20 protein-coding genes are annotated in these 25,567 nt (G+C 63.2%); 11 read left to right on the forward strand and 9 right to left on the reverse strand.

What is annotated here, in order from left to right:
• Positions 1–1,584, reverse strand: coding sequence for an alanine/glycine:cation symporter family protein (locus HMPREF2690_RS01235; RefSeq protein ID WP_083279457.1), 1,584 nt, complete (start codon positions 1,582–1,584; stop codon positions 1–3).
• A gap of 187 nt (positions 1,585–1,771) precedes the next feature.
• Here HMPREF2690_RS01235 and HMPREF2690_RS01240 point away from each other — a divergent pair, with 187 nt between their 5' ends.
• Entirely contained in the window at positions 1,772–3,214 is a 1,443-nt protein-coding gene (locus HMPREF2690_RS01240) for a YjiH family protein (RefSeq protein ID WP_083320267.1), read from the forward strand.
• A gap of 11 nt (positions 3,215–3,225) precedes the next feature.
• Here the strand turns inward: HMPREF2690_RS01240 and hutG are convergent, their stop codons facing one another.
• Positions 3,226–4,179, reverse strand: a complete 954-nt coding sequence (gene hutG / locus HMPREF2690_RS01245) for a formimidoylglutamase (RefSeq protein WP_070819936.1) — start codon at positions 4,177–4,179, stop codon at positions 3,226–3,228.
• A 37-nt stretch (positions 4,180–4,216) separates the two neighbouring features.
• On the opposite strand from hutG, the gene HMPREF2690_RS01250 reads away from it, so the two are divergent.
• The 7 genes from HMPREF2690_RS01250 to hutI all read left to right on the forward strand — a co-directional run bounded on the left by HMPREF2690_RS01250 (position 4,217) and on the right by hutI (position 13,586).
• Positions 4,217–4,951: an IclR family transcriptional regulator gene (locus HMPREF2690_RS01250; protein WP_070819937.1), complete on the forward strand. Its 735-nt coding sequence runs from the start codon at positions 4,217–4,219 to the stop codon at positions 4,949–4,951.
• Between the two features lie 32 nt (positions 4,952–4,983).
• The gene (gene hutH, locus HMPREF2690_RS01255) at positions 4,984–6,531 is read left to right on the forward strand and encodes a histidine ammonia-lyase (protein ID WP_070819938.1); all 1,548 of its coding nucleotides are present in this window, start codon (positions 4,984–4,986) and stop codon (positions 6,529–6,531) included.
• Between the two features lie 176 nt (positions 6,532–6,707).
• Positions 6,708–7,874 carry an acyl-CoA dehydrogenase family protein gene (locus tag HMPREF2690_RS01260; protein WP_070422648.1) on the forward strand — a complete coding sequence of 389 codons (1,167 nt, stop codon included), beginning with the start codon at positions 6,708–6,710 and terminating at the stop codon, positions 7,872–7,874.
• A 20-nt stretch (positions 7,875–7,894) separates the two neighbouring features.
• Positions 7,895–9,031 (forward strand): CaiB/BaiF CoA transferase family protein, encoded by a 1,137-nt coding sequence (locus HMPREF2690_RS01265; protein ID WP_070819939.1) that lies wholly within the window; start codon positions 7,895–7,897, stop codon positions 9,029–9,031.
• A 21-nt stretch (positions 9,032–9,052) separates the two neighbouring features.
• Entirely contained in the window at positions 9,053–10,450 is a 1,398-nt protein-coding gene (locus tag HMPREF2690_RS01270) for a YjiH family protein (protein ID WP_141761160.1), read from the forward strand.
• A 158-nt stretch (positions 10,451–10,608) separates the two neighbouring features.
• Positions 10,609–12,300 carry a urocanate hydratase gene (hutU, locus tag HMPREF2690_RS01275; protein WP_083308984.1) on the forward strand — a complete coding sequence of 564 codons (1,692 nt, stop codon included), beginning with the start codon at positions 10,609–10,611 and terminating at the stop codon, positions 12,298–12,300.
• 92 nt (positions 12,301–12,392) lie between these two features.
• Complete coding sequence (gene hutI / locus HMPREF2690_RS01280) at positions 12,393–13,586, forward strand: imidazolonepropionase (RefSeq protein ID WP_070819940.1); 1,194 nt, start codon at positions 12,393–12,395, stop codon at positions 13,584–13,586.
• Here the strand turns inward: hutI and HMPREF2690_RS01285 are convergent.
• The 6 genes from HMPREF2690_RS01285 to HMPREF2690_RS01310 form a co-directional block, all read right to left on the reverse strand.
• Positions 13,583–15,253 (reverse strand): dipeptide ABC transporter ATP-binding protein, encoded by a 1,671-nt coding sequence (locus HMPREF2690_RS01285; RefSeq protein WP_070819941.1) that lies wholly within the window; start codon positions 15,251–15,253, stop codon positions 13,583–13,585. The genes hutI and HMPREF2690_RS01285 overlap by 4 nt on opposite strands.
• Positions 15,250–16,197, reverse strand: coding sequence for an ABC transporter permease (locus HMPREF2690_RS01290; RefSeq protein WP_070819942.1), 948 nt, complete (start codon positions 16,195–16,197; stop codon positions 15,250–15,252). The genes HMPREF2690_RS01285 and HMPREF2690_RS01290 overlap by 4 nt, the downstream gene beginning before the upstream one ends.
• Positions 16,197–17,270 (reverse strand): ABC transporter permease, encoded by a 1,074-nt coding sequence (locus HMPREF2690_RS01295; RefSeq protein ID WP_070819943.1) that lies wholly within the window; start codon positions 17,268–17,270, stop codon positions 16,197–16,199. The genes HMPREF2690_RS01290 and HMPREF2690_RS01295 overlap by 1 nt, the downstream gene beginning before the upstream one ends.
• An 18-nt stretch (positions 17,271–17,288) precedes the next feature.
• Positions 17,289–18,932: an ABC transporter substrate-binding protein gene (locus tag HMPREF2690_RS01300; RefSeq protein ID WP_070819944.1), complete on the reverse strand. Its 1,644-nt coding sequence runs from the start codon at positions 18,930–18,932 to the stop codon at positions 17,289–17,291.
• A 215-nt stretch (positions 18,933–19,147) separates the two neighbouring features.
• Entirely contained in the window at positions 19,148–20,071 is a 924-nt protein-coding gene (locus tag HMPREF2690_RS01305) for a DUF5926 family protein (protein WP_070819945.1), read from the reverse strand.
• Between the two features lie 43 nt (positions 20,072–20,114).
• A complete protein-coding gene (locus HMPREF2690_RS01310; protein WP_070819946.1) occupies positions 20,115–20,870 on the reverse strand; it encodes a glycerophosphodiester phosphodiesterase family protein in 756 nt (251 codons plus the stop codon).
• 64 nt (positions 20,871–20,934) lie between these two features.
• Between HMPREF2690_RS01310 and HMPREF2690_RS01315 the strand changes: the two genes are divergently transcribed.
• On the forward strand, positions 20,935–22,860 hold the full coding sequence (locus HMPREF2690_RS01315; RefSeq protein ID WP_246819487.1) for an alpha/beta-hydrolase family protein: 1,926 nt from the start codon (positions 20,935–20,937) through the stop codon (positions 22,858–22,860).
• On the opposite strand, the gene msrA is transcribed toward HMPREF2690_RS01315, so the two are convergent.
• Positions 22,857–23,498: a peptide-methionine (S)-S-oxide reductase MsrA gene (gene msrA, locus HMPREF2690_RS01320; protein ID WP_070453367.1), complete on the reverse strand. Its 642-nt coding sequence runs from the start codon at positions 23,496–23,498 to the stop codon at positions 22,857–22,859. The genes HMPREF2690_RS01315 and msrA overlap by 4 nt on opposite strands.
• Positions 23,499–23,587: 89 nt before the next feature.
• Between msrA and HMPREF2690_RS01325 the strand changes: the two genes are divergently transcribed.
• A complete protein-coding gene (locus HMPREF2690_RS01325; protein ID WP_070422653.1) occupies positions 23,588–24,190 on the forward strand; it encodes a superoxide dismutase in 603 nt (200 codons plus the stop codon).
• A 238-nt stretch (positions 24,191–24,428) separates the two neighbouring features.
• Entirely contained in the window at positions 24,429–25,562 is a 1,134-nt protein-coding gene (locus HMPREF2690_RS01330; RefSeq protein WP_083320268.1) for an MFS transporter, read from the forward strand.
• Positions 25,563–25,567 lie beyond the last annotated feature (5 nt).

Below are 25,567 nucleotides of genomic sequence, written 5' to 3' on the forward strand. Positions count from 1 at the left end.
TTACTGCTCGTCTGGTCGCACGACCGTCGAGCCAGAGCCAGCACCAGCAGCACCTGCGGTGCCCTCAACGCCGGGCCACTTGCCAGCGGCGATGAGCTCGTTCTTGCGCTCAACCCAGAAGTCGGCGTTCTTGATGCCGAGTGCTTCGGGGTCGAAGTGCGGGTCGATACCGGCCTTCTTCTGGCGGCGGTAGTCCCACAAGCACTTGAGGGCCGGGACCTGCAGGAAGAGGATGGCGACGATGTTGAGCCATGCGGTTGCGCCCACGCCGATGTCGCCGAGTGCCCACGCGTTGCCCGGGGTAGTGGTTGCGCCGATGAACACCGCAGCGATGATCAGGACGCGTAGGCCCCAGATGATGGCCTTGCGGGCGCCTTCGTTCTTTACCCAGCGGTTGAGGTAGACGGAGTTGGTTTCTGCCATGTAGTAGTACGCCAGCACGGTGGTGAAGGCGAAGAACATGATGGCCAGCGCGATGAAGGATGGGCCGAGGCCGGCGGAGAAGGAGTTCAGGCCTTCTTGGACGAAGCCGGGGCCGACGGGCACGCCGTCGGGAAGCGAGCCGTCGTAGACTACGGCGCCGTCTTCGGACTGGCCTTCGAACACCTTGTACATGTCGGTGGAGATGATGATGAAGGCGGTTGCGGAGCAGACGAAGAGGGTGTCGATGTAGACGGCGAATGCCTGGACGAAGCCCTGCTTGGCGGGGTGGGAGACTTCGGCGGCTGCTGCGGACTGCGGGCCGGTGCCTTGGCCTGCTTCGTTGGAGTAGATGCCGCGTTTGACGCCCCACATGATGGCTGCGCCGAGCATGCCGGAGAATGCTGCTTCCTTGTCAAAGGCGGAGCGGAAGATGATGCCGAAGACTTCGGGGATGTCGGAGGCGTTGGCGAAGAGGACGACGATGGCGATGATGATGTAGATGGCGGCCATGAACGGGACGACCATGGATGCGAAGTTCGCGATGCGCTTCACGCCGCCGATGATGATGAAGGCGAGGAGGATCGCCATGACGGCTGCGGAGATCTTGACGTCGATGCCCCATGCGTTGTCCACGGCTGCGGCTACGCCGTTGGCCTGGATGCCGGGGAGGAAGTAGGAGGTTGCCAGCAGCATGCAGATTGCGAAGATGATGGCGTAGACCAGCATGAATGGTGCGGCGGTGGTGTGCTTGTAGGCCTTTTCGATGTAGTAGGCCGGGCCACCACGGTATTCGCCGGTGTCGCGGTCGGTTTCCTTGTAGATCTGGGCGAGGCAGCACTCGATGAACGAGGTTGCGGAGCCGAGTAGGGCGACGAGCCACATCCAGAAGACGGCACCCGGGCCACCGAAGGCGATGGCGGTGGCGACGCCGGCGATGTTGCCGACGCCGACGCGGCCGGCAAGGGAGATCATCAGGGATTGGAACGAGGAGATGCCTTCTTCGGACTTTTCGCCGGATTTGAGTTGGCGGATCATGTCGGGCAGGCAGCGGATCTGCAGGAACAGGGTGACGAGTGTGAAGTATGCGCCTGCGCCGAGGCACAGGAATACCAACCAGTTGGACCAAATGAGGCCATTGAGGGTGTCGATGAACCCTTCCATGGCGCCCTCCTTTTGTTTGTGTGCTGGGGTTTTCTTGAACGTCGTTTCAAGTAACTAGAGAATCTAGACCATCACTTTGTGCCGTGTGTCACTTTTTGTGTAAAAATTATTCTTCGGCACCAAAAATATTCGGCCCCAATTGTTGGGCAGACGTTGCGGACGCCGCTGCAGTATTGAAAGGATGTTTATGGAACCCGCTGGTAAGCGCACGAATCGCTTGCGTAAGTACTCGCCTGCTTGGCCGGTCAAGGATTTGCCCGCAAGTTCGCATGTGCTTGTCGACGACTCCACGTCCCCGGCTGATACCAATCCCGACGCCACCCCCGATGCGGATGTGAAAGCGAAGGCGGTGTGGCGTTTCTTTGTGTACAGCGCCATCGGTATCTTCGCGTTTTTCGTGCCGTTTTCTATCAACGGCTCGAAGTCGACGATCCTGCTGGATCACATCGTCACGTGGATCACCACGACCCTCGGCGAGGGCACCCGTTTCCTGGCGTTGGCGGCGATCGTCGCTGGCACGATCTACCAGTTCGTTACTGGTCGCTGGAAGGAGGACTACGCGCGCATGGCCTTTGCGGCGCTGTCCGTTTTGGCGATTGTGTTGTGCGCGATGCTGACGTTCGGGTTCGGCCCGGCGTGGCTGTTCAACCCGGATATCGGCCCGTTTATCTTGGACAAGCTGGTGATCTCGGTCGGGCTGCTGATCCCGGTGGGTGCGATTTTCTTGGGCTTGCTGGTGGGCTTTGGCCTGATGGAGTTCATTGGTGTGATGGTTCAGCCGATCATGCGCCCGGTGTTCCACACTCCGGGTAAGTCTGCGGTGGATGCGGTGGCGTCGTTCCTTGGTTCTTATTCGCTGGGTCTGCTGATTACGAACCGTATGTATAAGAACGGCAGCTACAACGGCCGTGAGGCCTCGATTGTGGCGGCTGGGTTTTCTACGGTGTCGGCGACGTTTATGGTGATCGTGGCTAAGACGCTCGACATGATGGAGTACTGGACTGCGTACTTCTTCATCACTTTCATCATCACGTTTATCGTGACGGCGATTACGGTGCGCATCCCTCCCATTTCGCGCATTCCGGAGGATTACTATCCGGGGGCGACGCCGCACCCGGAGGAGGAGATTACGGGCAACCGTTTCAAGGCGGCATGGCGTGAGGCGAAGATTGAGCTCAACCGTGCGGATTCGTTGGGCAAGGTGTTGTGGACGAACTTCCGCGACGGTTTGGTCATGGCGGTGCAGGTCACGCCGGGCATCATGTCGGTTGGCGTGATTGGCCTGGTGCTGGCGACGTACACCCCGGTGTTCAAGGCCGTTGGCGTGGTGTTCTACCCGGTGGTGTGGTTGCTGCGTCTGCCGGAACCGTGGGCAACGTCGGGTGCGCTGGCGACGGGCTTGGCGGAGATGTTCCTGCCGGCCACGTTGACGGCGGGTTCGGATGACATGGTGTTGAAGTTCACCATGGCTGTGGTGTGCGTGAGCCAGATTTTCTTCTTCTCGGCGATGGTGCCGGCGGTGTTGGCAACGGACATTCCGCTGAACATCGTGAAGATGGTCATTATTTGGTTCATCCGCGTGGTGCTCACCGTGATCATTACGGTGCCCGTCGCCCACCTGCTGTTCTAAGGGGCGTTTGCTTAACGACGACGCCCTGCCGTCGCAGTTACCGCATCGTCGATAAGCCGTGCTGCGGCTTTGGCGGTGCGGTTATCTACGTCGAAATCTGGGTTGAGTTCGACAACATCCAGCAGCGCGACGCGGCCGGTGGCGGCGACGGCGGAGACCATGGCGCGCAGTTTCGCGTAGTCCACGCCGAAGCCCGCGGGTGCGGACACACCCGGCGCGACGGCGGCGGGAAGGACGTCGAGGTCGATGGAGAGGTGGATCGGCAGGTCGCCGTCGACGGAGGCGAGGGCGCGGTAGACGGCTTCGCGCATCGACATTTCAGCAAGTTCGGTGTCCAGCACGGTGGTCACACCGAGGTCGTCGGCGGTGTCGAAGAGCACCTTGGTGTTGTTGGGCTGGGAGATGCCGAAGACGGAGTAGTCGAAGTCGCTGCCCGCTAGGTCGGCGATCTGGCGGAAGGGTGTGCCGGAGGTGGGTCGGCTGGCGGTGCGCAGGTCGAAGTGGGCGTCGAAGTTGATGATGTGCATCGGGCCGATGGCCTCGTAGGCGCCGCGGTGGGTGGCAAAGGAGGTTTCGTGTCCGCCGCCAAGCACGACGGTCATGCCGTCTGCGCCTTGCGCGGTGACGAGGTCATACACCTTGTCGGAAAGGGTCCGTTGCGCGGTTTCGAGGTCGTCGTTTTGGGTGGTGACGGTGCCGGCGTCGATAAGCGTGTGCTCGTGGTGAATAGCGAGGGAGCCGAGTGCGGCGCGCAACGCCTCGGGGCCTTGGGCGGCGCCTTGGCGGCCGCCGTTGCGCTCAACGCCTTCGTCGGAGGCAAAGCCGATGAGGTGCACGGCACCTTCCTGTGGTTCGGCGTTGGTGGAGACCTCGCTGTGCCAGCGGGCGTGCTCAGCGCCGGGGCCGTCGTCGCGGCCGGTCCAGTCGGGGGCGGGGGCGAAAAGTGGTGCTGTGACTGTGTTCATGCCACACGAGCCTAGCGTCGGGGCATACTGAGAGGCGATGAATAAGCCCCAGGTTCCCGCTGCGCACAATGTGCTGCGCATCCTGTCGCTGCTGTCCACCACAGATGCGCCGATTTCTGCGACCCGTATCCAACGCGAGTTGGAGCTGCCCCGTTCGACGACGTACCACTTGCTGCGCGAGTTGGAGGATTCCGGCTTTGTGGTGCACCTGAAAAACCCGGGCACGTACGGGTTGGGGTTGGCGGCGTATCGCATGTCGCAGGCCTACACGACGCAGCAGCCGTTGGTGCGGCTCGCGGCGAAGCCTCTGGCGCGTATTGCTGCGCTTGCTGGGGGTTCGGCTCACCTGACGCGCCTGGCCGGGTCGGAGATTGTGTACCTGCACGAGGTGCGTGCTCCAGGGGCGGTGTCGTTGGTGACGGAGGTTGGTGTGCGTTTGCCGGCGTTGGCTACGGCGTCGGGTCGCATCATGCTCGCGTATTTGCCGGACGCGGAGTTGCGCGCGGTGTTCACGTCGTCTGGCGAGCGCCGTAGGTACAGCGAGGTCAAAGCGCAGCTTATCGACGTCCGCGAGCACGGCTGGGAAAGCGAATGCGAGGAAGTCTCGCGCGGGCAGGAGTCCGTGGCGGTTGCGGTGTTGGACCATCTGGAGCGACCGGCGGCGGCGCTTGCGGCGACGTTCCCGGTGGGAAGTGCCGACAAGCAGGAGCTTCTCGGAGCGCTGACGGATGCTTCGGCCCGCTTGCGTACGCAGTTTTTTGGTAATCGTTGAGGACTACAACGGTGTGATCTAGCATCGCACGCATGGCAACTATTAACCCCGTCACAGTAGGCATCGGCGCGCTGTCCGTTGAGGACGTCGTCGCCGTCGCGCGCTACGGCGCAAACGTTGAGATCGATCCGGCGGCGCTCGAGGAAATCGCCGCTACCCGTGAGCACATCGAGGAGCTCGCTGCGGACCCGACCCCGGTCTACGGCGTCTCCACTGGCTTTGGCGCCCTGGCCACGAAGCACATCCCGGAAGATATGCGCGCGCAGCTGCAGGTATCGCTGGTGCGCTCCCACGCCGCGGGCTCCGGCCCGGAGGTGGAAGAAGAGGTCATTCGCGCGCTGATGCTGCTGCGCCTGTCCACGCTGTGCACGGGCCGCACGGGTGTGCGCCCGGTGGTGGCGGAGACCTACGCCGCCGCGCTGAACGCTGGGATCACGCCGGTGGTGCGCGAGTACGGTTCACTGGGTTGCTCCGGCGACTTGGCGCCGCTGGCCCACTGCGCCTTGGCCCTGCTGGGCGAGGGTGAGGTCCGCGTCAAGGGTGGTGAGATCATCCCGGCCGCTGACGCCCTGTCCCAGGCGGGCATCGAGCCGCTGGTCCTGCGCGAAAAAGAAGGCTTGGCGCTGATCAACGGCACCGACGGCATGCTTGGCATGCTGTGCCTGGCCATCGCAGATCTGCGCGAGGCCGCCAAGGTTTCGGACATCGCAACCGCGATGAGCGTGGAGGGCCTCAACGGCACGCTGTCCGTTTTCGACGACGACCTGCAGCAGCTGCGCCCGCACCCGGGCCAGGCGGATGCCGCGTACAACATCCGCACCATTGCGGCAGATTCGCCGATTCTGACAGCTGCGCTCGAGGGCTTCAAGGCTAACGACGTGCAGGATGCGTACTCGATCCGTTGCACCCCGCAGGTCGCCGGCGGTTTCCGCGACACACTGACGTACGTGACCACGGTGGCGGACCGCGAGCTCGCCGCCGCGAACGACAACCCGGTGGTGGCCAAGGACGGCCGTGTCGCCTCGAACGGCAACTTCCACGGCGCACCGGTGGCGTACGTGTTGGACTTTTTGGCGATTGTGGTGGCGGATTTGGCGTCGATTAGCGAGCGCCGCACGGACCGCTTCCTCGACCCGGCGCGCAACCGCGGCCTCAACGCGTTCCTCGCGGGCGACCCGGGTGTGGACTCCGGCCACATGATCGCCCAATACACGCAGGCAGGCATTGTCAGCGAGCTCAAGCGCAACGCGGTGCCGGCGTCTGCGGATTCGATCCCGTCGTCCGCGATGCAGGAGGACCACGTTTCCATGGGCTGGTCGGCGGGCCGCAAGCTGCGCCGCAGCATCGATGGTCTGCAGCGCGTGCTTGCGGTGGAGATCCTCACCGCCGCGCGTGCGCTGGACATGCGCGAGGGTGAGCCGTCCGTCGGCACCGGTGCTGCTCTGTCCACGCTGCGCAAGCATGTGGAGGGCCCGGGCACCGATCGTTTCCTGGCCCCGGAGATTGAGCATTCCGTGCATTTGGTCAAGGGCGGCGATTACGTCAAGGCCGTTGAAGCGGTTGTGGGCACACTTCGCTAAACCGCACTACTCAACGGGCGGCGCCGCAGCATCGGCGCCGCCCGTTTTCTATTACGCATCACCAATAGTCTGGGAACCCAGACAACTGGCGACACTGCCCCCTTTGTTACCACGGAAAACTCCATACACTGTCGCCTACATCATTAACCCCCGCAGATTGTGATTGGAGTCTCACCATGGCTGGCCGGTACCCGAATGGCGATTTCTACGACTTTGAAAGCGAACTGTCCACGGAGGAAAAGGACATCCTCTACAACGTCCGCGATTGGGCAAAGGAGAAGGTGCTCCCGATCGCGGTGGACTATTGGAACCGTTCGGAGTTCCCGCACGAGCTGCTGCCGTCGATAGGCGAGCTCAACATCATCAGCCTCGTGCGCGGCCAGGGTCGCTCCCGCCTGCTGGCCGGCCTCGTCGCGGCGGAGATTCACCGCGCCGACGGTTCCGTGGGCACGTTTTTCTCCGGCCAGGACGGCCTGTTCACCGGCAGCATCGAGCTGCTCGGCTCGGAGGAGCAGAAGGAGCGCTGGCTGCCGGACCTCTACGCCGTGCGCAAGACCGGCGTGCTTGCGATCACGGAGCCGGAGGCTGGCTCCGACGTTGCCCAGGGCATGCGCACCACAGCCACCAAGGTGGATGGCGGCTGGATCCTCAACGGCGCGAAGCGCTGGATCGGCAACGCAACCTTCTCCGACTACGTCGCCGTCTACGCCCGCGACCCGGAGGACGAGCAGGTCAAGGGCTTCATCGTGGACACCACGTCCGAGGGCTACACGGCCACGCTGATGGAAAACCGCATTGCCATCCGCGCGGTGCAAAACGCCGACATCACGCTCGACAACGTGTTTGTTCCGGACAGCGACAAGCTCGAGGGCGCGAACTCGTTCAAGGACATCAACAAGGTGTTCAAGAGTGCACGCTCCACGGTGGGTTGGCAGGCCGTCGGTACGCAAATGGGCGCGCTCGACGTGGCACTCGGCTACGCGGATGAGCGCATCCAGTTTGGCAAGAAGATCTCCTCGTTCCAGCTCAACCAGAACAAGCTGGCCACCATGCAGGGCAACCTCGTTGCCTCCGAGTCGATGATGGCCCAGTTGGCCCGCATGGAGGATCGCGGTTCCGCGAACAACGAGCAGTCCGCGCTGGCCAAGGCGTTCACCTCGAAGCTCATGCGTGAGACGGTCGCGCTCGGCCGCGAGATCCTCGGCGGCAACGGCCTGATCTCGGATTACCGCATGGCGAAGATCTTCAACGACGCCGAGGCCATCTACTCCTACGAGGGCACCTACGACATCAACCAGCTCATCGTCGGTCGTTCCATCACGGGCGAATCGGCCTTCGTCTAGTCCACGCAGGAGGCAACACTATGAATGCACCACTCTCTGGAATCCGTGTCCTCGACCTTTCCCGCGTGCTTGCAGGCCCGTTTTGCTCGATGATCCTGGCGGATCTCGGCGCCGAGGTGATCAAGGTGGAGTCGCCGTGGGGCGATGATTCGCGTCAGTTCGGCCCGTTCGTCGACGGTACGTCCGCCTACTACCGCCTGTTCAACCGCTCGAAGATGGGCATCACGCTGGACTTCAAAAATGACGACGACAAGGAGGTGTTGCGTGATCTGGTCCGCCGCGCTGATGTCGTCGTCGAAAATTTCCGCCCTGGTGTGCTTGAGAAGCTCGGCCTTGGGCCGAAGGATCTGCTGGCGATCAACCCGCGCCTCGTGGTGACGAGCATCTCCGGCTTCGGCCAGACGGGTTCGCTTGCCAAGGAGCCCGCGTACGACTTAGTTGCGCAGGCGATGAGTGGCCTGATGTCGATTACGGGTTGGCCGAACAGCAAGCCAACGCGCGTGGGCATCTCGCTGGGCGATCTCATCCCGGGCCTCTATGCGGCCATCGGCACGGTCTCGGCGCTCTACCAGCGTGAATCCACCGGCACCGGCCAGCATTTGGACCTTGCTATGTACGACTCGCTCATCTCCGTCATGGAGTCCGTAGGCATGCGTGCGCTTTACGACGACACCCCGCCCACCCGCATCGGCAACGACCACGGCCTGTCAGCGCCGTTTTCCACGTATGCGACCAAGGACGGCGACGTAGTCATCGCGATCACCACGAACCGGCTGTTCGAGCGCCTGGCCAACGCGCTGGGCATCCCGGAGATGGCCACCGACCATCGCTTTGCAGAGCCGGTGGCCCGCTCCGACAACCGGGTTGCGCTGCGCGAACTGATCGAAGAAGCGCTGAGCACGAAGACACGCTCGGAGACCATCGCCCTGTTTGAAGAACATGGCGTGCCCACCGCCCGCGTGTACGACCTGGACGAGGCGCTGCGTAGCCCGTTCGCCCAGGAGCGTGGCGTGGTGGTTGAAGAAACGGATGGGTTCCGCACCCTCGCCTCCCCACTCAAACTCGCCGGCATGGAAAAGCCGACGCCGGCGCCGGAGTTGGGGCAAGACAACGAACGTATCCAGTCCTGGTTGAGCGAAGATCCGCGCACCACCTGAGTTCCGTAAAGGAGCAGCACCATGGATAAAACGCAGACCCCACGTCGTGGTGGCAGCACCCGTTGGATTCCGGGCGACAATATTGCCGCCGTCCCGTCCCTTCCACCCGAGCACGAGGTGGACAGCCTGGAGCCGAAGAACAAGTGGAGGTTTTTCCTCTACAGCGCGATCGGTTCCTTTGCGTTCTTCGTCCCGTTTACTGTCGGAGAGAAGAACACGATTCTGCTGGATCACATTGTGAGCTGGCTGCAAGCGGCGCTTGGTCCGGCGTTGCCGTACATCACCTTGGTGATGATCACCGCCGGCGCCGTCTACCAATTCGCCACCGGCAAGTGGCGCGAGGATAAAGCGCGTGCCGTGTTCGCGTTCCTGTCCGCGCTGGCGGTGGTGTTGTGCGCGATGCTCGTGTTCAACTTCGGCCCCGCATTTCTTTTCGACGAACGCCTCGGCCCCTTCATCCTGAACAAACTCGTCATCCCCGTCGGCCTGCTTATCCCAGTCGGCGCGGTGTTTTTGGGTTTGCTGGTTGGCTTCGGCCTGATGGAATTCATCGGTGTGATGGTGCAGCGGTTCATGCGGCCGGTGTATCGCACGCCGGGCAAGTCTGCCGTTGACGCGGTGGCGTCCTTCCTGGGCTCGTATTCGCTGGGCTTGTTGATCACCAACCGCGTCTACCGCACCGGCGGATACACCGCCCGCGAAGCGTCGATCATCGCGGCTGGGTTCTCCACCGCGTCCGCAACGTTCATGGTGGTTGTGGCGCGAACGCTGGACCTGATGGAGATCTGGGGCGTGTACTTCGCGGTCACCCTCATCGTGTGTTTCCTGGTCACCGTGGTCATCGTCCGCATCCCTCCGCTGAGCACGATCCCGGACGACTACTACCCCGGTGCCACCCCGCAGCCGGAAGAGCGCGTGGAGGGCAACCTGATTGCTGCCGCGTGGAAGGAAGCAAAGGCGTTTTTGGCGCAGGCGGAGTCGCTGCCGAAGACCATTTGGCGCAACTTCAAAGACGGCGTGATCATGACCATCCAGGTCATCCCGGGCATCATGGCTGTTGGCATCATCGGCTTGGCGCTGGCGTTCTACACCCCGGCGTTCAAGATTCTGGGCGCGCTGTTCTATCCGCTCGCGTGGGTGTTCCAGTTGCCGGATCCGTGGCTCGCGTCCGAGGCGTTTGCCATCGGCCTCTCTGAGCTGTTCCTGCCGGCAACGCTGGCGGCTGGCAACGAGTCTGACGTACTGCGCTTCACCGTTGGTGTGGTCTCCATCAGCCAGGTGTTCTTCTTCTCCTCGATGATCCCGGCGGTGCTGGCCACGGACATCCCGTTGAAGATCAGCCACATGGTGATCATCTGGTTCCAGCGCGGGGTGCTGTCCATCATCCTGACGGTGCCGATTGCGTACCTGATCTTCTAACCCCCACTGCCCGGTCTGTCTCGTATCCGAGACAAACCGGGCAAAAACTGTATTCCAGCAACCACATTGCTCCCTTATCCTCAATGTAACGCGGGTTACATTCCTGTCGGATTGTGGTCCTGCATCACGAAACTCAATGAGCCGTAGAAAGGATTCCCATGGCGAAGAACTGGTCCGAAGGTGCACGCGAGGTCCGCTCCCCGCGAGGCACTGAGATCACTGCAAAGTCCTGGCAGACCGAGGCCCCGCTGCGCATGCTGCAGAACAACCTTGATCCGGAGGTTGCGGAGCGCCCCGATGATCTCGTCGTCTACGGCGGCACCGGTCGTGCGGCACGTAGTTGGGAGGCCTTTGACGCGATCGTCGATACGCTGAAGGACCTCGAGTCCGACGAGACGCTGCTGGTCCAGTCGGGCAAGCCGGTCGGCGTATGGAAGACCAACGAGTGGGCGCCGCGCGTGCTCATCGCCAACTCCAACCTGGTTGGCGACTGGGCGGACTGGGAGCATTTCCGCGAGCTCGAGGACGAGGGCCTGATGATGTACGGCCAGATGACGGCCGGTTCCTGGATCTACATCGCAACCCAGGGCATCCTACAGGGCACCTACGAAACCTTCGCGGCTGTGGCGAAGAAGCGTTTCAACGGCACGCTCGCCGGCACCCTGACCCTGACCGGCGGCTGCGGCGGCATGGGTGGCGCACAGCCACTGTCCGTCACCCTCAACGGTGGCGCCTGCCTCATCGTCGATGTTGACGAGGGCCGCCTGAAGCGCCGCCAGGGCAAGCGCTACCTCGACGAGGTCACCACCGACCTCGAGGAAGCCATCAAGCTGGTCACCGACGCGAAGAACGAGAAGCGCGCCCTGTCCGTGGGCCTCGTCGGCAACGCGTCCGAGGTCTTCCCGGAGATGCTGCGCCGCCACCGCGCTGGCGAGTTCACCGTGGACATCGTCACCGACCAGACCTCCGCACACGACCCGCTGTCCTACCTGCCAAGCGAGATCCCGTTCGCCGACTGGCACACCGAGGCAGACGCCGACCCGACCACCTTTACCAAGAAGGCCCGCGAGGCCATGGCCGCACAGGTCCAGGCAATGGTCGAGTTCCAGGACGAGGGCGCCGAGGTGTTCGACTACGGCAACTCCATCCGCGACGAGGCCCGCAAGGCCGGCTACTCCCGCGCGTTTGAGTTCCCGGGCTTCGTCCCGGCCTACATCCGCCCGCTGTTCTGCGAGGGCCTTGGCCCGTTCCGCTGGGTTGCACTTTCCGGCGACCCGGAGGACATCAAGGTCACCGACCAGGCCATCAAGGAGGCTTTCCCGGACAACGAGCACCTGCACCGCTGGCTGGACGCAGCTGAGGAGTACGTGGAGTTCGAAGGCCTGCCGGCACGTATTTGCTGGTTGGGCTACGGTGAGCGCGCCAAGGCCGGCGTGATCTTCAACAACCTGGTCAAGGAAGGCAAGGTCAAGGCACCGATCGTCATCGGCCGCGACCACCTCGACTCCGGCTCCGTTGCCTCTCCGTACCGCGAGACTGAGTCCATGCTCGACGGCACCGACGCTGTGGCTGACTGGCCGCTGCTCAACGCCATGACCGCTGTGTCCGGCGGCGCGACCTGGGTATCCATCCACCACGGTGGTGGCGTGGGCATGGGTCGTTCCATCCACACCGGCCAGGTCACGGTGGCTGACGGCACCGAGCTCGCCGAGGCGAAGCTCAAGGCTGTGCTCACCAACGACCCGGGCATGGGCGTCATCCGCCACGTGGATGCCGGTTACTCCCGCGCCAACGAGGTCGCGCAGGAGCGCGGCGTGCGCATCCCGATGAAGTTCCAGGCACGCGACTAATCACGCGTCCCGAGCGCTGACGTTTCCCTCACGGGCGCGTCAGCGCTTTTCGTTACCCTGGGCCCCACGAAGCCCTCCGAAGAAAGGCACCCATGAGCACCTTTATTACTGGCATTTCCGAGCTCCGCACGGTCTCCGAGCTGGGCACCATTAAGAACGCAGCATTGCTTATCGACGACGGCGTGATCGCCTGGGTCGGCCCCGCCGACGAAGCCCCCGCGGAAGCAGCAAACGCCGCCGAAACCGTCGATGTTGGCGGGCGCGCAGTCCTGCCCGGCTGGGTAGATTCCCACTCCCACATGGTTTTCGACGGCAACCGCGCCGAAGAGTTCGAGGCCCGCATGGCCGGCGAGTCCTACGCCGCCGGCGGCATCGCCGTGACCATGGAAGCCACCCGCTCCGCAGGTGAGGAGCGCCTGGATAAGTTGGTGGCGGAGCGCGTCGCCGCAGGCCATGCGGGCGGCACCACCACCTTTGAGACCAAGACCGGCTACGGCCTGAACGTGGAGTCCGAGGCAGAGGCCGCACGCGTGGCCGCCCGCCACGTGGACGAGGTGACGTTCCTCGGCGCCCACCTGGTCCCGCCGGGAGCGGACGCTGACGAATACATCGACGAGGTCGTCGGCCCGATGCTGGATGCGGTGAAGGATCACGTGCAGTGGATCGACGTGTTCTGCGAGCGCGGCGCGTTTAACGAGGAGCAGTCCCGGCGCGTCCTCGAGGCCGGTAAGAAGGTGGGCCTGGGTGTGCGCGTGCACGGCAACCAGCTTGGGCAGGGCCCGGGTGTGAAGCTTGCGGTGGAGATGGGCGCGGCCAGTGTGGACCACGTCAACTACCTCTCCGATGAGGACTTCGATCTGCTGGCCGGTTCGGATATCGTGGCCACGCTGCTGCCTGCCTGCGACCTGTCCACACGCGAGGATCTCGCACCGGGCCGCAAACTTATCGACGCCGGCGCCACCGTCGCCATCGCATCCAACCTCAACCCCGGTACGTCGTTTACGTCCTCGATGAACTTCTGCGTGACCACCGCGGTGCTGCAGCAGTACCTCACGCTCGACGAGGCGATCGAGGCTGCCACCACCGGCGGTGCGAAGGCGCTGCGCCGTCACAACGTCGGCGACGGCAAGGACCCGCAGGGCCGCCCGGCCAAGGGCACGCTGGTGCCCGGCGCGGCCGCCGACCTGCACATCCTGGATGCAGAAAACGCCATCAACCTGGCCTACCGCCCAGGCATGCCGATTACGTGGCAGACCTGGGTGGCAGGCAAGAAGGTCTACGGCTAAACGCTGCCTTCTGCGCGCGAGGCGAACAACGCCTCGCGCCGCGCTGCCTGCTCGACCGGATCAGGCACGGGCAGCGAACCGACGAGGCGCTGCGTGTAGGCCTGCTGCGGGTTCGCCATAACGTCCTTGCCGTAGCCAACTTCGACCAGGTCACCGTGGTAGAGCACGCCAACGGTGTGGGAGACCATGTCCACCACGGCCAGGTCGTGGCTGATGAACAGGGCCGCGAACCCGAGGTCGCGCTGCAGCGATTGGAACAGGTCCAGCACCACCGCTTGGACGGAGACGTCCAGGGCGGAGGTGGGCTCGTCGGCAATGAGCAGCTCCGGGTCGAGCACAAGGCCGCGGGCGAGCGAGACGCGCTGGCGCTGACCACCCGACAACTCGTGTGGGTAGCGCGACGCGAACGAACTCGGCAGTTCAACCGCCTCGAGCAGTTCCGCCGCGCGCTGCTTGCGTTCCTTCGCGGATACATCGGAGTTGACCACGAGTGGCTCGGTGATGCACTCCTCCACCGTGAAATACGGGTTGAAGGAGGTCGCTGGGTCCTGGAACACGAAGCCGACGCGCTTGCGCAGTTCCCGTAGTTCGGCCGCGCGGATGCCGTTGAGTTCCTTGCCTAGCACCTTCAGTGATCCACCGGTGACCTTCTCCAGGCCCACCATGGACCTACCAATGGTGGTCTTGCCGGAACCAGACTCACCCACCAGGCCGAACACCTCGCCCTTGTGAATCTGGAAGGACACACCCTTCACCGCAGTAAACGACGGCGCGCCGAGGCGTCCCGGGTAGGTCACCTCCAGGCCATCGGCTTCCACCACGGGTGTGGTCTCGCGCATCGCCTCAAGTTCCGCCGCCGGGGTGATCACGCTGAGTGACTTCGTGCCCAACCGCGGCACCGCCCCCAGGAGTTTCTTGGTGTAGTCCTCGCGCGGGTTGGCAAACAGTTCGCGCACCGGGGCGCGCTCAATGATCTTGCCGTGGTACATCACGGCCACCGAGTCAGCCAGGTCCGCGACCACACCCATGTTGTGGGTGATGATAATGATCGAGGTGCCGCGCTCGTCGCGAAGCTTGCGCAAGAGCTGCAGAATCTCCGCCTGCACGGTTACGTCCAGGGCGGTGGTTGGCTCGTCGGCAACGATGGTGTTCGCGCCGAGTTCCACCGCCATGGCGATCATGATGCGCTGCTTCTGACCACCCGAGAACTCGTGCGGGTAGCGGTTGATGCGCTTCTCCGGCTCAGGGATGCCAACCGCGCGAAGTGCTTCGACGCAACGTGCCTTGGCTTCCTTCTTCGAGATTTTCGGGTTGTGCGCCTTGAGCCCTTCCGCCATCTGCCACCAGATGGGGAACACCGGGTTCATTGCGCTCGACGGTTCCTGGAAGATCATGGACACGTCACGCCCGCGCATCTTGCGCAGTTCGTCGTGATTCATGACCGTGACGTCGTTGCCCTCGACGAGTACCGCGCCTTTGGACACGGCGGTGTCGCCGAGCAGGCCAAGCACGGATCGCGCGGTAACCGTCTTGCCGGAGCCGGACTCGCCGACCAGTGCAAGAATCTCACCCGGCTCGACCTCGAGGTTCACGCCCTTGACGGCGTGCACGAACCCAGCGTCGGTATTAAACCCGACGTGGAGGTCCTGAATGTCTACGCGGTTCATGCCGCCACCTCCTCAAACTGGTCGCCGTCTTTCGCTTTTGCTTTACGACGAACACGCAACCGCGGATCATTCAAATCATTCAACGACTCACCGACGAGTGTGATACCCAGCACCGCCAACACGATGGCCAGGCCCGGGAACAGCGCAGTCCACCAGATGCCGGAGGTGACGTCGGAAACCGCACGGTTGAGGTCGTATCCCCACTCGGCGGCGGAGGTCGGCTCGATACCGAAACCGATAAAGCCCAGGCCCGCAAGGGTGAGGATGGCCTCCGACGCGTTAAGCGTGAAGATCAGCGGCAGGGTGCGGGTGGCGTTGCGGAAGATGTGCACTGCCATGATGCGCCAGTGGGATGCACCGACGACCATCGCGGATTCCACGAACGGTTCCGACTTCAACCGCATCGTCTCCGCACGGATGACGCGGAAGTACTGCGGGATGAACACCACCGTGATCGAGATTGCCGCCGCGGCGATACCGCCGAGCGCGCTGGACTTACCGCCGGTCAGCGCGATCGACATGACAATCGCCAACAGCAGCGACGGGAAGGCGTACACAGCGTCGGCGATCATCACCAGAATCCTGTCTAGCCAGCCACCGACGTAACCGGAGATCAGACCCAGCAGCACACCGAGAATGATCGACATCAGCACGGACGCGACGATGACCAGCACCGCGGTGCGGGTACCCCACACCACGCGCGAGAACACGTCGAACCCTGCGACGGTCGTGCCCCAAATGTGTTCAGGCGACGGTGCCTGCTGGGTGCCGAAGGCGCCCGCCTCGTTACCAGTCTGCGACCAGGTGTACGGGGCGATCAGTGGCGCGAAGATTGCCGTGAGCAGCAGCCCGGCGGTGAGCACCAGGCCGAGGATGAGCATGAACCGCTGCAAACCGGCGGAACGGATGACGTCCTTCACCAATGGGAGTTTCTTCCAGTTCATTAGAACCTCACCCTCGGGTCGACGAATGCGGCGATGATGTCAACGATGAAGTTGGTCACGGCCACAATCACTGCCATGAGCATCACAATGCCCTGCACAGCCACGTAGTCACGCGCTTGCATGTACTGCACCAGGATGTAGCCCAGCCCCTTCCACTCGAAGGTGGTTTCCGTCAGCACCGCGCCACCAAGTGAGAGTGCAATCTGCATGCCCATCACGGTGATCACCGGGATCAGCGCAGGACGCAGCGCGTGGTGGGTGACCAGGCGACGTTCCTTCACACCGCGCGAACGGGCGGACTCGATGTACTGGCGCTCAAACGTGCCGATGATGTTCGTGCGCACAAGACGCAGGAACACACCACCAAGCAGCAGACCCAGCGCAAGCGACGGCAGCACCGCGTGCGTAGCAATGTCCTTGATCAGCGCTGGGTCCCCAAGCCGCAGCGCATCAAGGCCGTAGAACGGCGTCGGGTTCGTGATGGAACGCAGCGTCGACTCCCCAGGGGTGGAGACACGTCCTGCGACCGGCAGCCATCCAAGCTTGACAGAAAAGATCAGCTTGAGCAGCAAACCGACGAAGAACACCGGGGTGGCGTAGGCGAGGATGCCGAAGATGCGCAGCACCGCGTCCGGCAGGCGGTCGCGGAACGCTGCAGCAACCATGCCGCCGGGTACACCGATCAGGATGGCCACGATCAGGCCGTAGAACACCAGCTCAGCTGTCGCGGCACCGTAGGTAGTCAGTAGCTCGGTCACCTCCCGGCCGTCGGTAAACGTGGTGCCGAAGTCGCCGCGAACAACATCGCCCAAGTAGTCGAAGTACTGGATGATCAACGGCCGGTCGTATCCCGCTTCCTCCACACGGCGTGCGAGCTCATCGGGAGACAGTCGCCCACCCAGCGCCGCGGTGATCGGGTCACCGGTGGAACGCATGAGGAAGAAGACGGTGGTGATCAGAATGAAGATGGTGGGGAAAATAAGCAGAAAACGAATAAGGATGTAGCGCAGGAAACTTCCGCCGCGATCCTTACTCGTTTTCTGGTCGTTTTCCGCCTTGACGGCGGTAGTCATGGTTTCGAGGTGCCTAACTTACTTGGTAATCGGGCCGAGGAAGAGCATGAACGAGGAGTCCAGAACAACGCCCTCGACGTCCTTGCCAACGATGGCGAACTGCTTGCCCTGCAGCAGCGGCACGGTGGACAGTTCGTCTGCCATGTAGTCCTGGATCTCGCCGATCTTCTTGTCGCGAGCATCGTGGTCCGGCTCCGTTGCGGATTCACGGATCATGGTGTCAACCTTCTCGTCTTCGAAGTGGTTGCCCAGGAAGTTGTTCCGTGTGAAGAACGGGGTCAGGTAGTTGTCGGAATCCGGGAAGTCCGGGAACCAACCCAGCTGGTAGAGCGGGTAGACGTCGTTGGTGCGGTCCTTGGCGTACTGGACCCACTCGGTGGACTGCAGGTCGACCGTGAACAGGCCGTCTGCTTCCAGCTGCGACTTGATTGCCGCGTACTCGTCACCGGAGGACGGACCGTAGTGGTCCGGGTTGTACTGCAGTGCGATGTTCACCGGGGTTTCAACGCCGGCATCCTCGAGGATCTTCTTCGCCTTCTCAGCGTCCGGCTTACCGTCTGCCTGCAGGTACTTGTCCTTCACAGCCTCGTTCGCGCCGCGCATGGACTCCGGAACAACGGAGTACAGCGGTGCGAAGGTGTCCTTGTACACGTTGGTGGCCAGCGCCGGACGGTCGATCGACGCTGCGATTGCCTGACGTACAGCCTTCGCCTTCGCCGGGTCAGCGTTGTCGGCCTTCGCGCCGTACGGCATGGTGTCGAAGTTGAAGACCATGTAGCGGATCTCGCCGCCCGGACCTTCGACGACCTTCACGTTGTCGTCGTTACGCAGATCGTCGATGTCCGTTGCGGACAGGGAACGGTATGCGACGTCGATGTTGTTCTTCTGCACGTCGAGCTTCATGTTCGACGCGTCGGCGTAGTACTTGACGTTCACACCGTCGTTCGCTGCGGTGCCCATGAGGCCCTTGTAGTCAGCGCGCGGGGAGTAGGCGATGAGCTGGTTCTCGTTGAAGTCGCTAATCGAGTACTGGCCGGCAAACGGCTTGCCAGCAACAACGTCGGCGTTCTCCAGGACCTTGTCAGCCGGGAATACATCCTCATCGACGATCGGGCTCACCGGGGAGTTCAGCACGAACGGGAAGGTCTGGTCGTTGCCTTCCTTGAGCTTGAACACAACGGTGGTGTCGTCCGGAGCCTCGACCGAATCAAGGTTGGCCAGCATGGAGGCCGGGCCGTTCGGATCGTCGATAGCAATCTGGCGGTCGAACGTGAACTTCACATCGGACGAGGTCAGGTCGTTGCCGTTTTCGAACTTCAGGCCTTCCTTCAGCTTCACCGTGTACTCGGTGGGGCTGGTGAACTCAGCAGACTCAGCCAGCGACGGCACCGGCTCGGCGTCGCGTGCGCCCTGCGGGGTTTCCAGCAGGAAGCCGTACACCTGGCGCATGACGTTGTAGCTGCCGTTGTCGTACGACCCGGCCGGGTCGAGTTTCGTGATCTTGTCGGTGGTGCCGACGGTGATCACGCCGTCCCCTGCCGGTGCATCCGCTGCCTCGTTGGAGTCAGATTCGGTGGATGCACATGCGGTCGTCAGCGCGCCGCACGCGATAAGGGCAAGTGCCGACTTGAGCAGCTTTGCCCGTCCTTTCGAAGAGGACATGGTTTCTCCTTGTTTTTTGCTTTTGCTAGTTGTCGACGACTCCCGACAACGTTGCCGGAAACTATAAACGCATAGAAACGCATAAAACTCGGAGTGTTACCAAAACGTTATAAAACCGGCCACCGGAACCCCCTTTCGAGCCCAACCCAGAAACAGGGCAGGTGAAAGGGAATCCCAATGGCCGGCAAAGGACCAATCAGCGAACTATTTGCCGCTTAGATGGTCACCTGACGGGACTTAATATTGTCCAGTTGTTTGCGCTCGTCTGCAGATAATGCAGCATCGTTGGCGTACTCGGCGGTGATCTTCTTATCCAGTTCCGCCAGCGCTGCGTCGTAGGAGTCGGCCGCCACGGTCGGGTCGAGGTCGAACACCGGAACAACCAGGCCGTGGGTGCGGAATGCGCCGGCGAACTTGGTGTCCTCGCCCAGGTTCAGCTCGCCACGTGCCGCGATGCGTGCCAGTGCGGACAGCATCTGCGCCTCGTTATCTTCGGTGCGCACCCAGCGGATGTGTGCCTTGCCGCCGCCCGGGTTAACCCACCAGATTGCGCCCGGCAGGTTCTCGCCGATCTTCTCAGACGGCAGGACGGCGTCGTTGGCCTGGCGCAGCGCCTGCTGGATCTGCGGCGGGACCGAAGCCCCCTCCGGGAACCACCAGGAGAAGTCCTGGTAGGTGGTGATGTCCAGGGTGGCGTCGTCGCTAAGAAGCTCCGACAGCTCCGGCTGCGAACCGTCGGCGACGGTGGACTGCAGCGTCTCGCCCGGCTTCGCATTCACAACCCAGTTCAGGGCGTACGCGAGGTCGCGGCCCGGGTTCTGGGAGTGGGAGGTGACCTGAAGCGCGACGAAACGCTCGCCGCCCTGGTCCTCCTCGCGCACGAGCGCAGCACCCGCGCCCGGCAGGACGGTCACGATGTTGACCGGGGTGCCCTTCACATCCACCGTGGTCACGGCAGAGGGGACGAACTCCTGCAGCGCTACCAGGTCGGCTTCTGCTGCCAGGCCGCCGTACGGGCGGGGGTCTTTTTGGAACTTCTCGCGCTCAGCGGCGCGGGCTGCGAGTTTTGCCTCGCGGCGCGACATGCCCTCGGGCAGGTCTGCGCGGTTCTTCTTTTTCTTCGGTTTGCGTTGCACCATGGGCGCAATCGTACCGGCGTGCACGACACTGGCGGGCAACGAGTTAGTCAGTCGCAACAGCGGTGTGGTTGCCAAAGATTTCCAGGGCGAGATCGGGCAGGTCTGTTGCGATCACATCCACCCCGTTGTCGGCGCACCACTGCATGCCACGTGGTGTGTTTACGGTCCAGGTGTACGTCTTCAAACCGCGGTATCCCAGCAGCTCAGTGCGCAGTTGCAGGTGCTGCAACGCGGGGCCGACGCCGTAGGGGCGGGAGAACATGCGGTTCTTTTTGTTCCACTTCATCTCGCGCAGGCGGAACAGGTAGAAGGTTTCCAGTTCGGGCGCCATGTCGGTGAAGTAGCGCACCGCGCGGTGGGAGAAGGACGCGAGGTGGATGTTCGGTGAGTCGTCGAGACGCGCGTACCTGAGCATGCGGAAGGTCTGTTCGTCCACCTCAGGTCCATGCGGGGTGGGGTGTTTGGTCTCGATGTAGATGTGTTTGTCGGGGTAGTCCTGCATGAGTTCGAGCAGTTCTTCCAGCAGCATGATCCGCTGCGGGTCCTCTTTGGTGCCGACGTTCAGTTCGCGCAGGTCGTTGTAGTCGTTGAAGTCGATGCGCCCACGCACGCCCGCGGTGCGGATCAGGGTGGGGTCGTGGAAGACGACAACTCGCCCGTCACGGGTGAGCCGTACATCGCATTCGATGCCGTGGATGGGAAGTTCGAGCGCCTTTTCAAACGCGCGCTGTGTGAGTTCTGGGTAGGATCCGGAAAATCCCCGGTGGGCGACGATTTTTGGTGTGGTGTTGTGGCTCACGGCCCACAGGCTACTCGCCCTTGCGCCCGCCCGCGAGCGTAAGAAGTTTGGGACAATAGCGAGCGTGCTTATCGACGACACCCGCAACGCCATCCGCAACATCACCACACGCCTGCCCGACGCGGTGTGGCGTGCGCGCCAGCGGTTCTCGTTCAGCCGCGACGGCTGGCTGGCGGTACCGATTGGTGCGGTGCAGGTGTTGGGGGATCTCTCCCCCGCGATCCGCCTGCTTGGCCCGCACCGGCTGCCGCCGGCGTTTCGCTCGGGCCTGGTCGGCGCGGAAGTGGCCACGTGGGGTGCGGTGTCGCCGTCGTTGCTGCCGCACAACTGGTGGGCGACCGCGGCGAACGTGGCGGTGCTCCAGGGCATCGGCCACGGGGTTGCGACGGGCCTTGCGCGGGTGTTCGGGCCGACGACCCCACCAACCGGGACCGGACGTTTGCCCCGCCCGGCGCGTGTTGCGATGACTGCGACCACGGTGGCGGTGTTCGCCACCTCGATCCGCCGGCGCATTCGGCTGAAGCGCCTGGTACAAAGCGACGACACGTTCCGGGCTTCTGACCTGGCGGGTGGCGTGATGCTGGGCACGCTCGGCTACGGCACGGTGTTGCTGGTCGGCGATGCGATCCAGTCCTTCATCGACGCGCTCAACGTGCTGCTGGGCAAGAAGTTGCCGCCGGTGGCGTCGTGGCCAATCGCCATCGTGGGCGGTGGTGTGCTGCTGGTGTTGGTAAGCGACCGGGTGGTGCTGCGTCGGTTCCTCTCCAATGCGATCCGGCGCGCCTTTGAGCTGGACCGTGAGTACATGCGTGGCGCGGTGCAACCGCATCGCCCGCAGCGTTCGGGTTCGCCGGAGTCTTCGGTGGATTGGAACCTCATGGGCCGCCAAGGCCGCGCGGTGGTTTCCGGCGGCCCGCGCAAAGAGGACATTGAGCGTGTCCTCGACCGGGAGGCACAGGAGCCGATCCGTGTCTTCGTCGGCCTGGATCTGGAGCGTGAGCAGGACGAGCCGGACTTTGAGCAGATGGCGCGCCTGGCTATTAAGGAGATGCACCGCACCGGCGCGTTTGAGCGCTCCCACATTGCGGTGATGTCGGCAGCCGGCACGGGCTGGATCAACGACTTCCACACGTCAGGGTTCGAGTTTGTCACCGGCGGCGATAGTGCGATCGTCGCTATGCAGTACTCGTATCTGCCCTCGGCGTACTCGTACCTTGCGGACCGCACGAACCCGGTGCGCTCCTCGCGCATGTTGATCGAGTACATCCTGCGCGAACTGGAAAACATCCCAGAATCCTCCCGCCCGAAACTCTTCGTCGGCGGCGAATCGCTCGGCGCCTACGGGGTGTCCGACGCGTTCGAGTCCATCGACGAACTCTTCGAGCTCACCTCTGGCGCCGTGTTCACCGGCACGCCCGGCTTCGCCCGCAACCACAGCGAGCTAACTAAGCAGCGCCAAAAAGGTTCTCCGGAGCGCCTTCCGCTTATCGACGACGGCCTCCACGTCCGCTTCACCGCCCACCCCGACCACCTCAACCACGACTTCCAAGGCGACGCCTACGCGCAGAAGTGGGAGGCCCCGCGCGTCGTGTTCGCCCAACACGCCTCGGATCCGGTGGTGTGGTGGGACCACAGCCTGGCGTGGCGCCGGCCGGACTGGCTGAAGGAGCCGGGCTCGCGCGGGGTTCCGGCACCGAAGGCGCAGCACTTGGATGCGCTGCACACGATGCGGTGGATGCCGTTGGTCACCTACTGGCAGGTCGCCATCGACCAGTTGTCCTCCAAGGACTACCCGTCACCCCATGGGCACAACTACCACGAGGAAACCGTGGCGTATTGGAACGGCGTCATCCACGGCGAGCGTTCAGACGAGGATTCAAACGCCGCGCTGACCAAGGACGAGATCAAGCGCGTGGCCGCCTGGATCCACAACGACGCCACCAAACTGCGCCGCCCCGTCGGAGGGTTCCCCTCCAAGCACGGCTACTAAATGCCGCAGGCCACGCCGGTGGAGTGGTGCGGGCAGTAGCCGTTGGGCACCTTGTGCAGGTACTGCTGGTGCTCCTCCTCAGCGAGGTAGTACGGCGCGCCGGCGCGCACTTCGGTGGTGATGTCGCCGTAGCCAGCGCTGTTCAGGTCCGCCTCGTACTGGCGGATCCACTCACGGATCTGCTCGGCCTCTTCCTCGGTGTCGGTGTAGAAGGCGGAGCGGTACTGGGTGCCCACGTCGTTGCCTTGGCGGTAACCCTGGGTGGGGTCGTGCGCCTCGAGTGCAGTCTTAACGATCTCCTTCAGCGAGATCACCTCCGGGTCGTAGACCACCTCCACCAACTCCACGTGGTTGGTCTGGCCGGAGCAGACCTCGCGGTAGGTGGGGTTCGGGGTAATGCCGCCGCCGTAGCCGACCGAGGTCGATTCAACACCGTCGAGCTGCCAGAACATCTTCTCCGCACCCCAGAAGCAGCCAATCCCGATGAGGATGCGCTTCTGCCCCTCACGCCACGGGCCGGTAATCGGGGTGGTCAGCACGGCGTGCGGGCGGGGGTTGGCAAGGACGGGTTCGGGGCGGCCGGGGAGGGCCGTGGTGTCGTCGACAAGCTTTGGCTCAGGTGCGAAAAGAAATCCCATATCTGCTGTAACGAGTTTGGGCACAACACTGTTCCCAAATTTTCTCTACGATGGTTGCCGTACACGAAATCAAACGAAAGGAAACCATCATGGCTGTTTACGTGCTTCCTGATCTCCCGTACGCATACGACGCACTTGAGCCGCACATCTCCGCAGAGATTATGCAGCTGCACCATGACAAGCACCACGCTAACTACGTCAACGGCGCAAACACTGCACTCGAGGCTCTTGAGGCAGAGCGCAACGGCGACGCAAACGCCGACAAGATTCGCGCACTGACCAAGAACCTTGCGTTCAACCTCGGTGGCCACACGAACCACTCCATCTTCTGGAAGAACATGGCACCGAACGCTGGTGGCAACCCGACCGGCGCAATCGCCGAGGCTATCGACCGCGACTTCGGCTCCTTCGAGGGCTTTAAGAAGCAGTTCGCTGCCGTGGCTAACGGCCTGCAGGGCTCCGGCTGGGCAGTGCTTGGTTACGACCACATCGCTGGCCGTCTGATCATCCAGCAGATGACCGACCAGCAGGGCAACATCTCCGTGGACTTCACCCCGGTCCTGATGCTCGATATGTGGGAGCACGCTTTCTACCTGCAGTACAAGAACGTCAAGGCTGACTACGTCGAGGCTTGGTGGAACGTTGTCAACTGGGACGACGTCAACGAGCGCTACGCAAAGGCTTCTGCATAAACCTGCAGCGACTTAGCTAATACAAGCGCCCGCCACTCCCTTTCGGAGGTGGCGGGCGCTTGTTGTTTTCCCTGTGATACGTCGAGTCCGCATGAACTCAAGAAGCAGTCTAAGTTAGGGTCGCCTTAACTGCAAGTATTTTCGCAAAGTTTTTGTTGCGTAATTCCCCCGCGAGAAGTTTCGTAACATAGGCAGGGTGAGAAAAGGCAGTCCTGAATACCGCAAAGCCACGCTGGCAATGCTGGCGTTCGGCCTCGCCATCTTCAACACCCTCTACGCAACCCAGGCCCTGCTGCCCACGCTCACCACCGAGTTGGACATCACCCCCTCCACCGCCGCACTGACGGTCTCCGCCGCCACCGGCGCCCTTGCGCTGTGCGTGGTGCCGGCGTCGATCCTCTCGGAAAAGTACGGGCGCGGACGCGTCCTGGTCATCTCCGCACTGGCCGCCACCGGTATCGGGTTGCTCCTGCCCATCGCCCAAAACGCCGAGCAACTCATCGCCATGCGTGCCCTCCAGGGCGCGATGATCGCCGGCACCCCGGCGGTGGCCATGGCGTGGTTGTCCGAAGAACTCGACCACCGGGACTTACCCGGCGCGATGGGGCTCTACATCGCTGGCAACAGCATCGGCGGGCTCACCGGACGTCTCATCCCGGCAGGGCTTTTGGAGGTCACCTCCTGGCGGTGGGCGCTGTTAGGCAGCGGGCTCGTCGCCTTCCTCCTGGCAGTGGTTGCCGTGTGGCTGCTTCCGGAGCAGCGCAATTTCGTACCAAAACTCTCCATCCGGCCGAGCGCGGAAATTCGCGCGATGGCCCGCCACCTGCGCAACCCCCGGCTGCTGGTGCTCTACGCCACCGCGTTCGTGGCCATGGGCGTGTTCGTGTCCATGTACAACTTCTTCGGCTTCCGCGCGGTGCTCGACTTCGGCCTACCCGCCGCACTGTCCGGCCTGGTGTACGTGGTGTACCTGTCCGGCACCTGGTCGAGCGCGCGTGCCGGAGTGCTGCTGAAGCGCCACGGGCACGGGGTGGTGGTGCTGGCATCGTCGATACTCATGCTCCTCGGTGCGCTTGCCGCAGCCAGCGGATCGCTGTGGGTCACGCTGCTTGGCCTGTTGGTGTTCACCGCCAGCTTCTTCGCGCTGCACTCCACGGCGTCCGGTTGGGTTGGGCTCATCGCTGAGCGCGACCGTGCGGAGGCCTCCAGCATGTACGTGTTCTGCTACTACATGGGCTCGTCGATCCTGGGCGCCGCCACCGGGCGTGCGTACGAGGCGTTGCCGTGGGCAGGTTTCGTCGGTGTGCTCGCCGGACTACTTGCTGCCCTCGTGGCCACGGGTGCGGCGCTGTGGAAGGCGGAGCCCCGCTAAACCCC

Origin of the sequence: Corynebacterium sp. HMSC034E11 (assembly GCF_001835905.1) — a bacterium.
Classification (GTDB): domain Bacteria; phylum Actinomycetota; class Actinomycetes; order Mycobacteriales; family Mycobacteriaceae; genus Corynebacterium; species Corynebacterium coyleae.

What these genes read in the sequence shown, in the direction of transcription:
- HMPREF2690_RS01235 (WP_083279457.1), bottom strand. Translation starts at nt 1,584, where the DNA reads ATGGAAGGGTTCATCGACACCCTCAATGGCCTCATTTGGTCCAACTGG.
- HMPREF2690_RS01240 (WP_083320267.1), top strand. Translation starts at nt 1,772, where the DNA reads ATGGAACCCGCTGGTAAGCGCACGAATCGCTTGCGTAAGTACTCGCCT.
- hutG (WP_070819936.1), bottom strand. Translation starts at nt 4,179, where the DNA reads ATGAACACAGTCACAGCACCACTTTTCGCCCCCGCCCCCGACTGGACC.
- HMPREF2690_RS01250 (WP_070819937.1), top strand. Translation starts at nt 4,217, where the DNA reads ATGAATAAGCCCCAGGTTCCCGCTGCGCACAATGTGCTGCGCATCCTG.
- hutH (WP_070819938.1), top strand. Translation starts at nt 4,984, where the DNA reads ATGGCAACTATTAACCCCGTCACAGTAGGCATCGGCGCGCTGTCCGTT.
- HMPREF2690_RS01260 (WP_070422648.1), top strand. Translation starts at nt 6,708, where the DNA reads ATGGCTGGCCGGTACCCGAATGGCGATTTCTACGACTTTGAAAGCGAA.
- HMPREF2690_RS01265 (WP_070819939.1), top strand. Translation starts at nt 7,895, where the DNA reads ATGAATGCACCACTCTCTGGAATCCGTGTCCTCGACCTTTCCCGCGTG.
- HMPREF2690_RS01270 (WP_141761160.1), top strand. Translation starts at nt 9,053, where the DNA reads ATGGATAAAACGCAGACCCCACGTCGTGGTGGCAGCACCCGTTGGATT.
- hutU (WP_083308984.1), top strand. Translation starts at nt 10,609, where the DNA reads ATGGCGAAGAACTGGTCCGAAGGTGCACGCGAGGTCCGCTCCCCGCGA.
- hutI (WP_070819940.1), top strand. Translation starts at nt 12,393, where the DNA reads ATGAGCACCTTTATTACTGGCATTTCCGAGCTCCGCACGGTCTCCGAG.
- HMPREF2690_RS01285 (WP_070819941.1), bottom strand. Translation starts at nt 15,253, where the DNA reads ATGAACCGCGTAGACATTCAGGACCTCCACGTCGGGTTTAATACCGAC.
- HMPREF2690_RS01290 (WP_070819942.1), bottom strand. Translation starts at nt 16,197, where the DNA reads ATGAACTGGAAGAAACTCCCATTGGTGAAGGACGTCATCCGTTCCGCC.
- HMPREF2690_RS01295 (WP_070819943.1), bottom strand. Translation starts at nt 17,270, where the DNA reads ATGACTACCGCCGTCAAGGCGGAAAACGACCAGAAAACGAGTAAGGAT.
- HMPREF2690_RS01300 (WP_070819944.1), bottom strand. Translation starts at nt 18,932, where the DNA reads ATGTCCTCTTCGAAAGGACGGGCAAAGCTGCTCAAGTCGGCACTTGCC.
- HMPREF2690_RS01305 (WP_070819945.1), bottom strand. Translation starts at nt 20,071, where the DNA reads ATGGTGCAACGCAAACCGAAGAAAAAGAAGAACCGCGCAGACCTGCCC.
- msrA (WP_070453367.1), bottom strand. Translation starts at nt 23,498, where the DNA reads ATGGGATTTCTTTTCGCACCTGAGCCAAAGCTTGTCGACGACACCACG.
- HMPREF2690_RS01325 (WP_070422653.1), top strand. Translation starts at nt 23,588, where the DNA reads ATGGCTGTTTACGTGCTTCCTGATCTCCCGTACGCATACGACGCACTT.
- HMPREF2690_RS01330 (WP_083320268.1), top strand. Translation starts at nt 24,429, where the DNA reads ATGCTGGCGTTCGGCCTCGCCATCTTCAACACCCTCTACGCAACCCAG.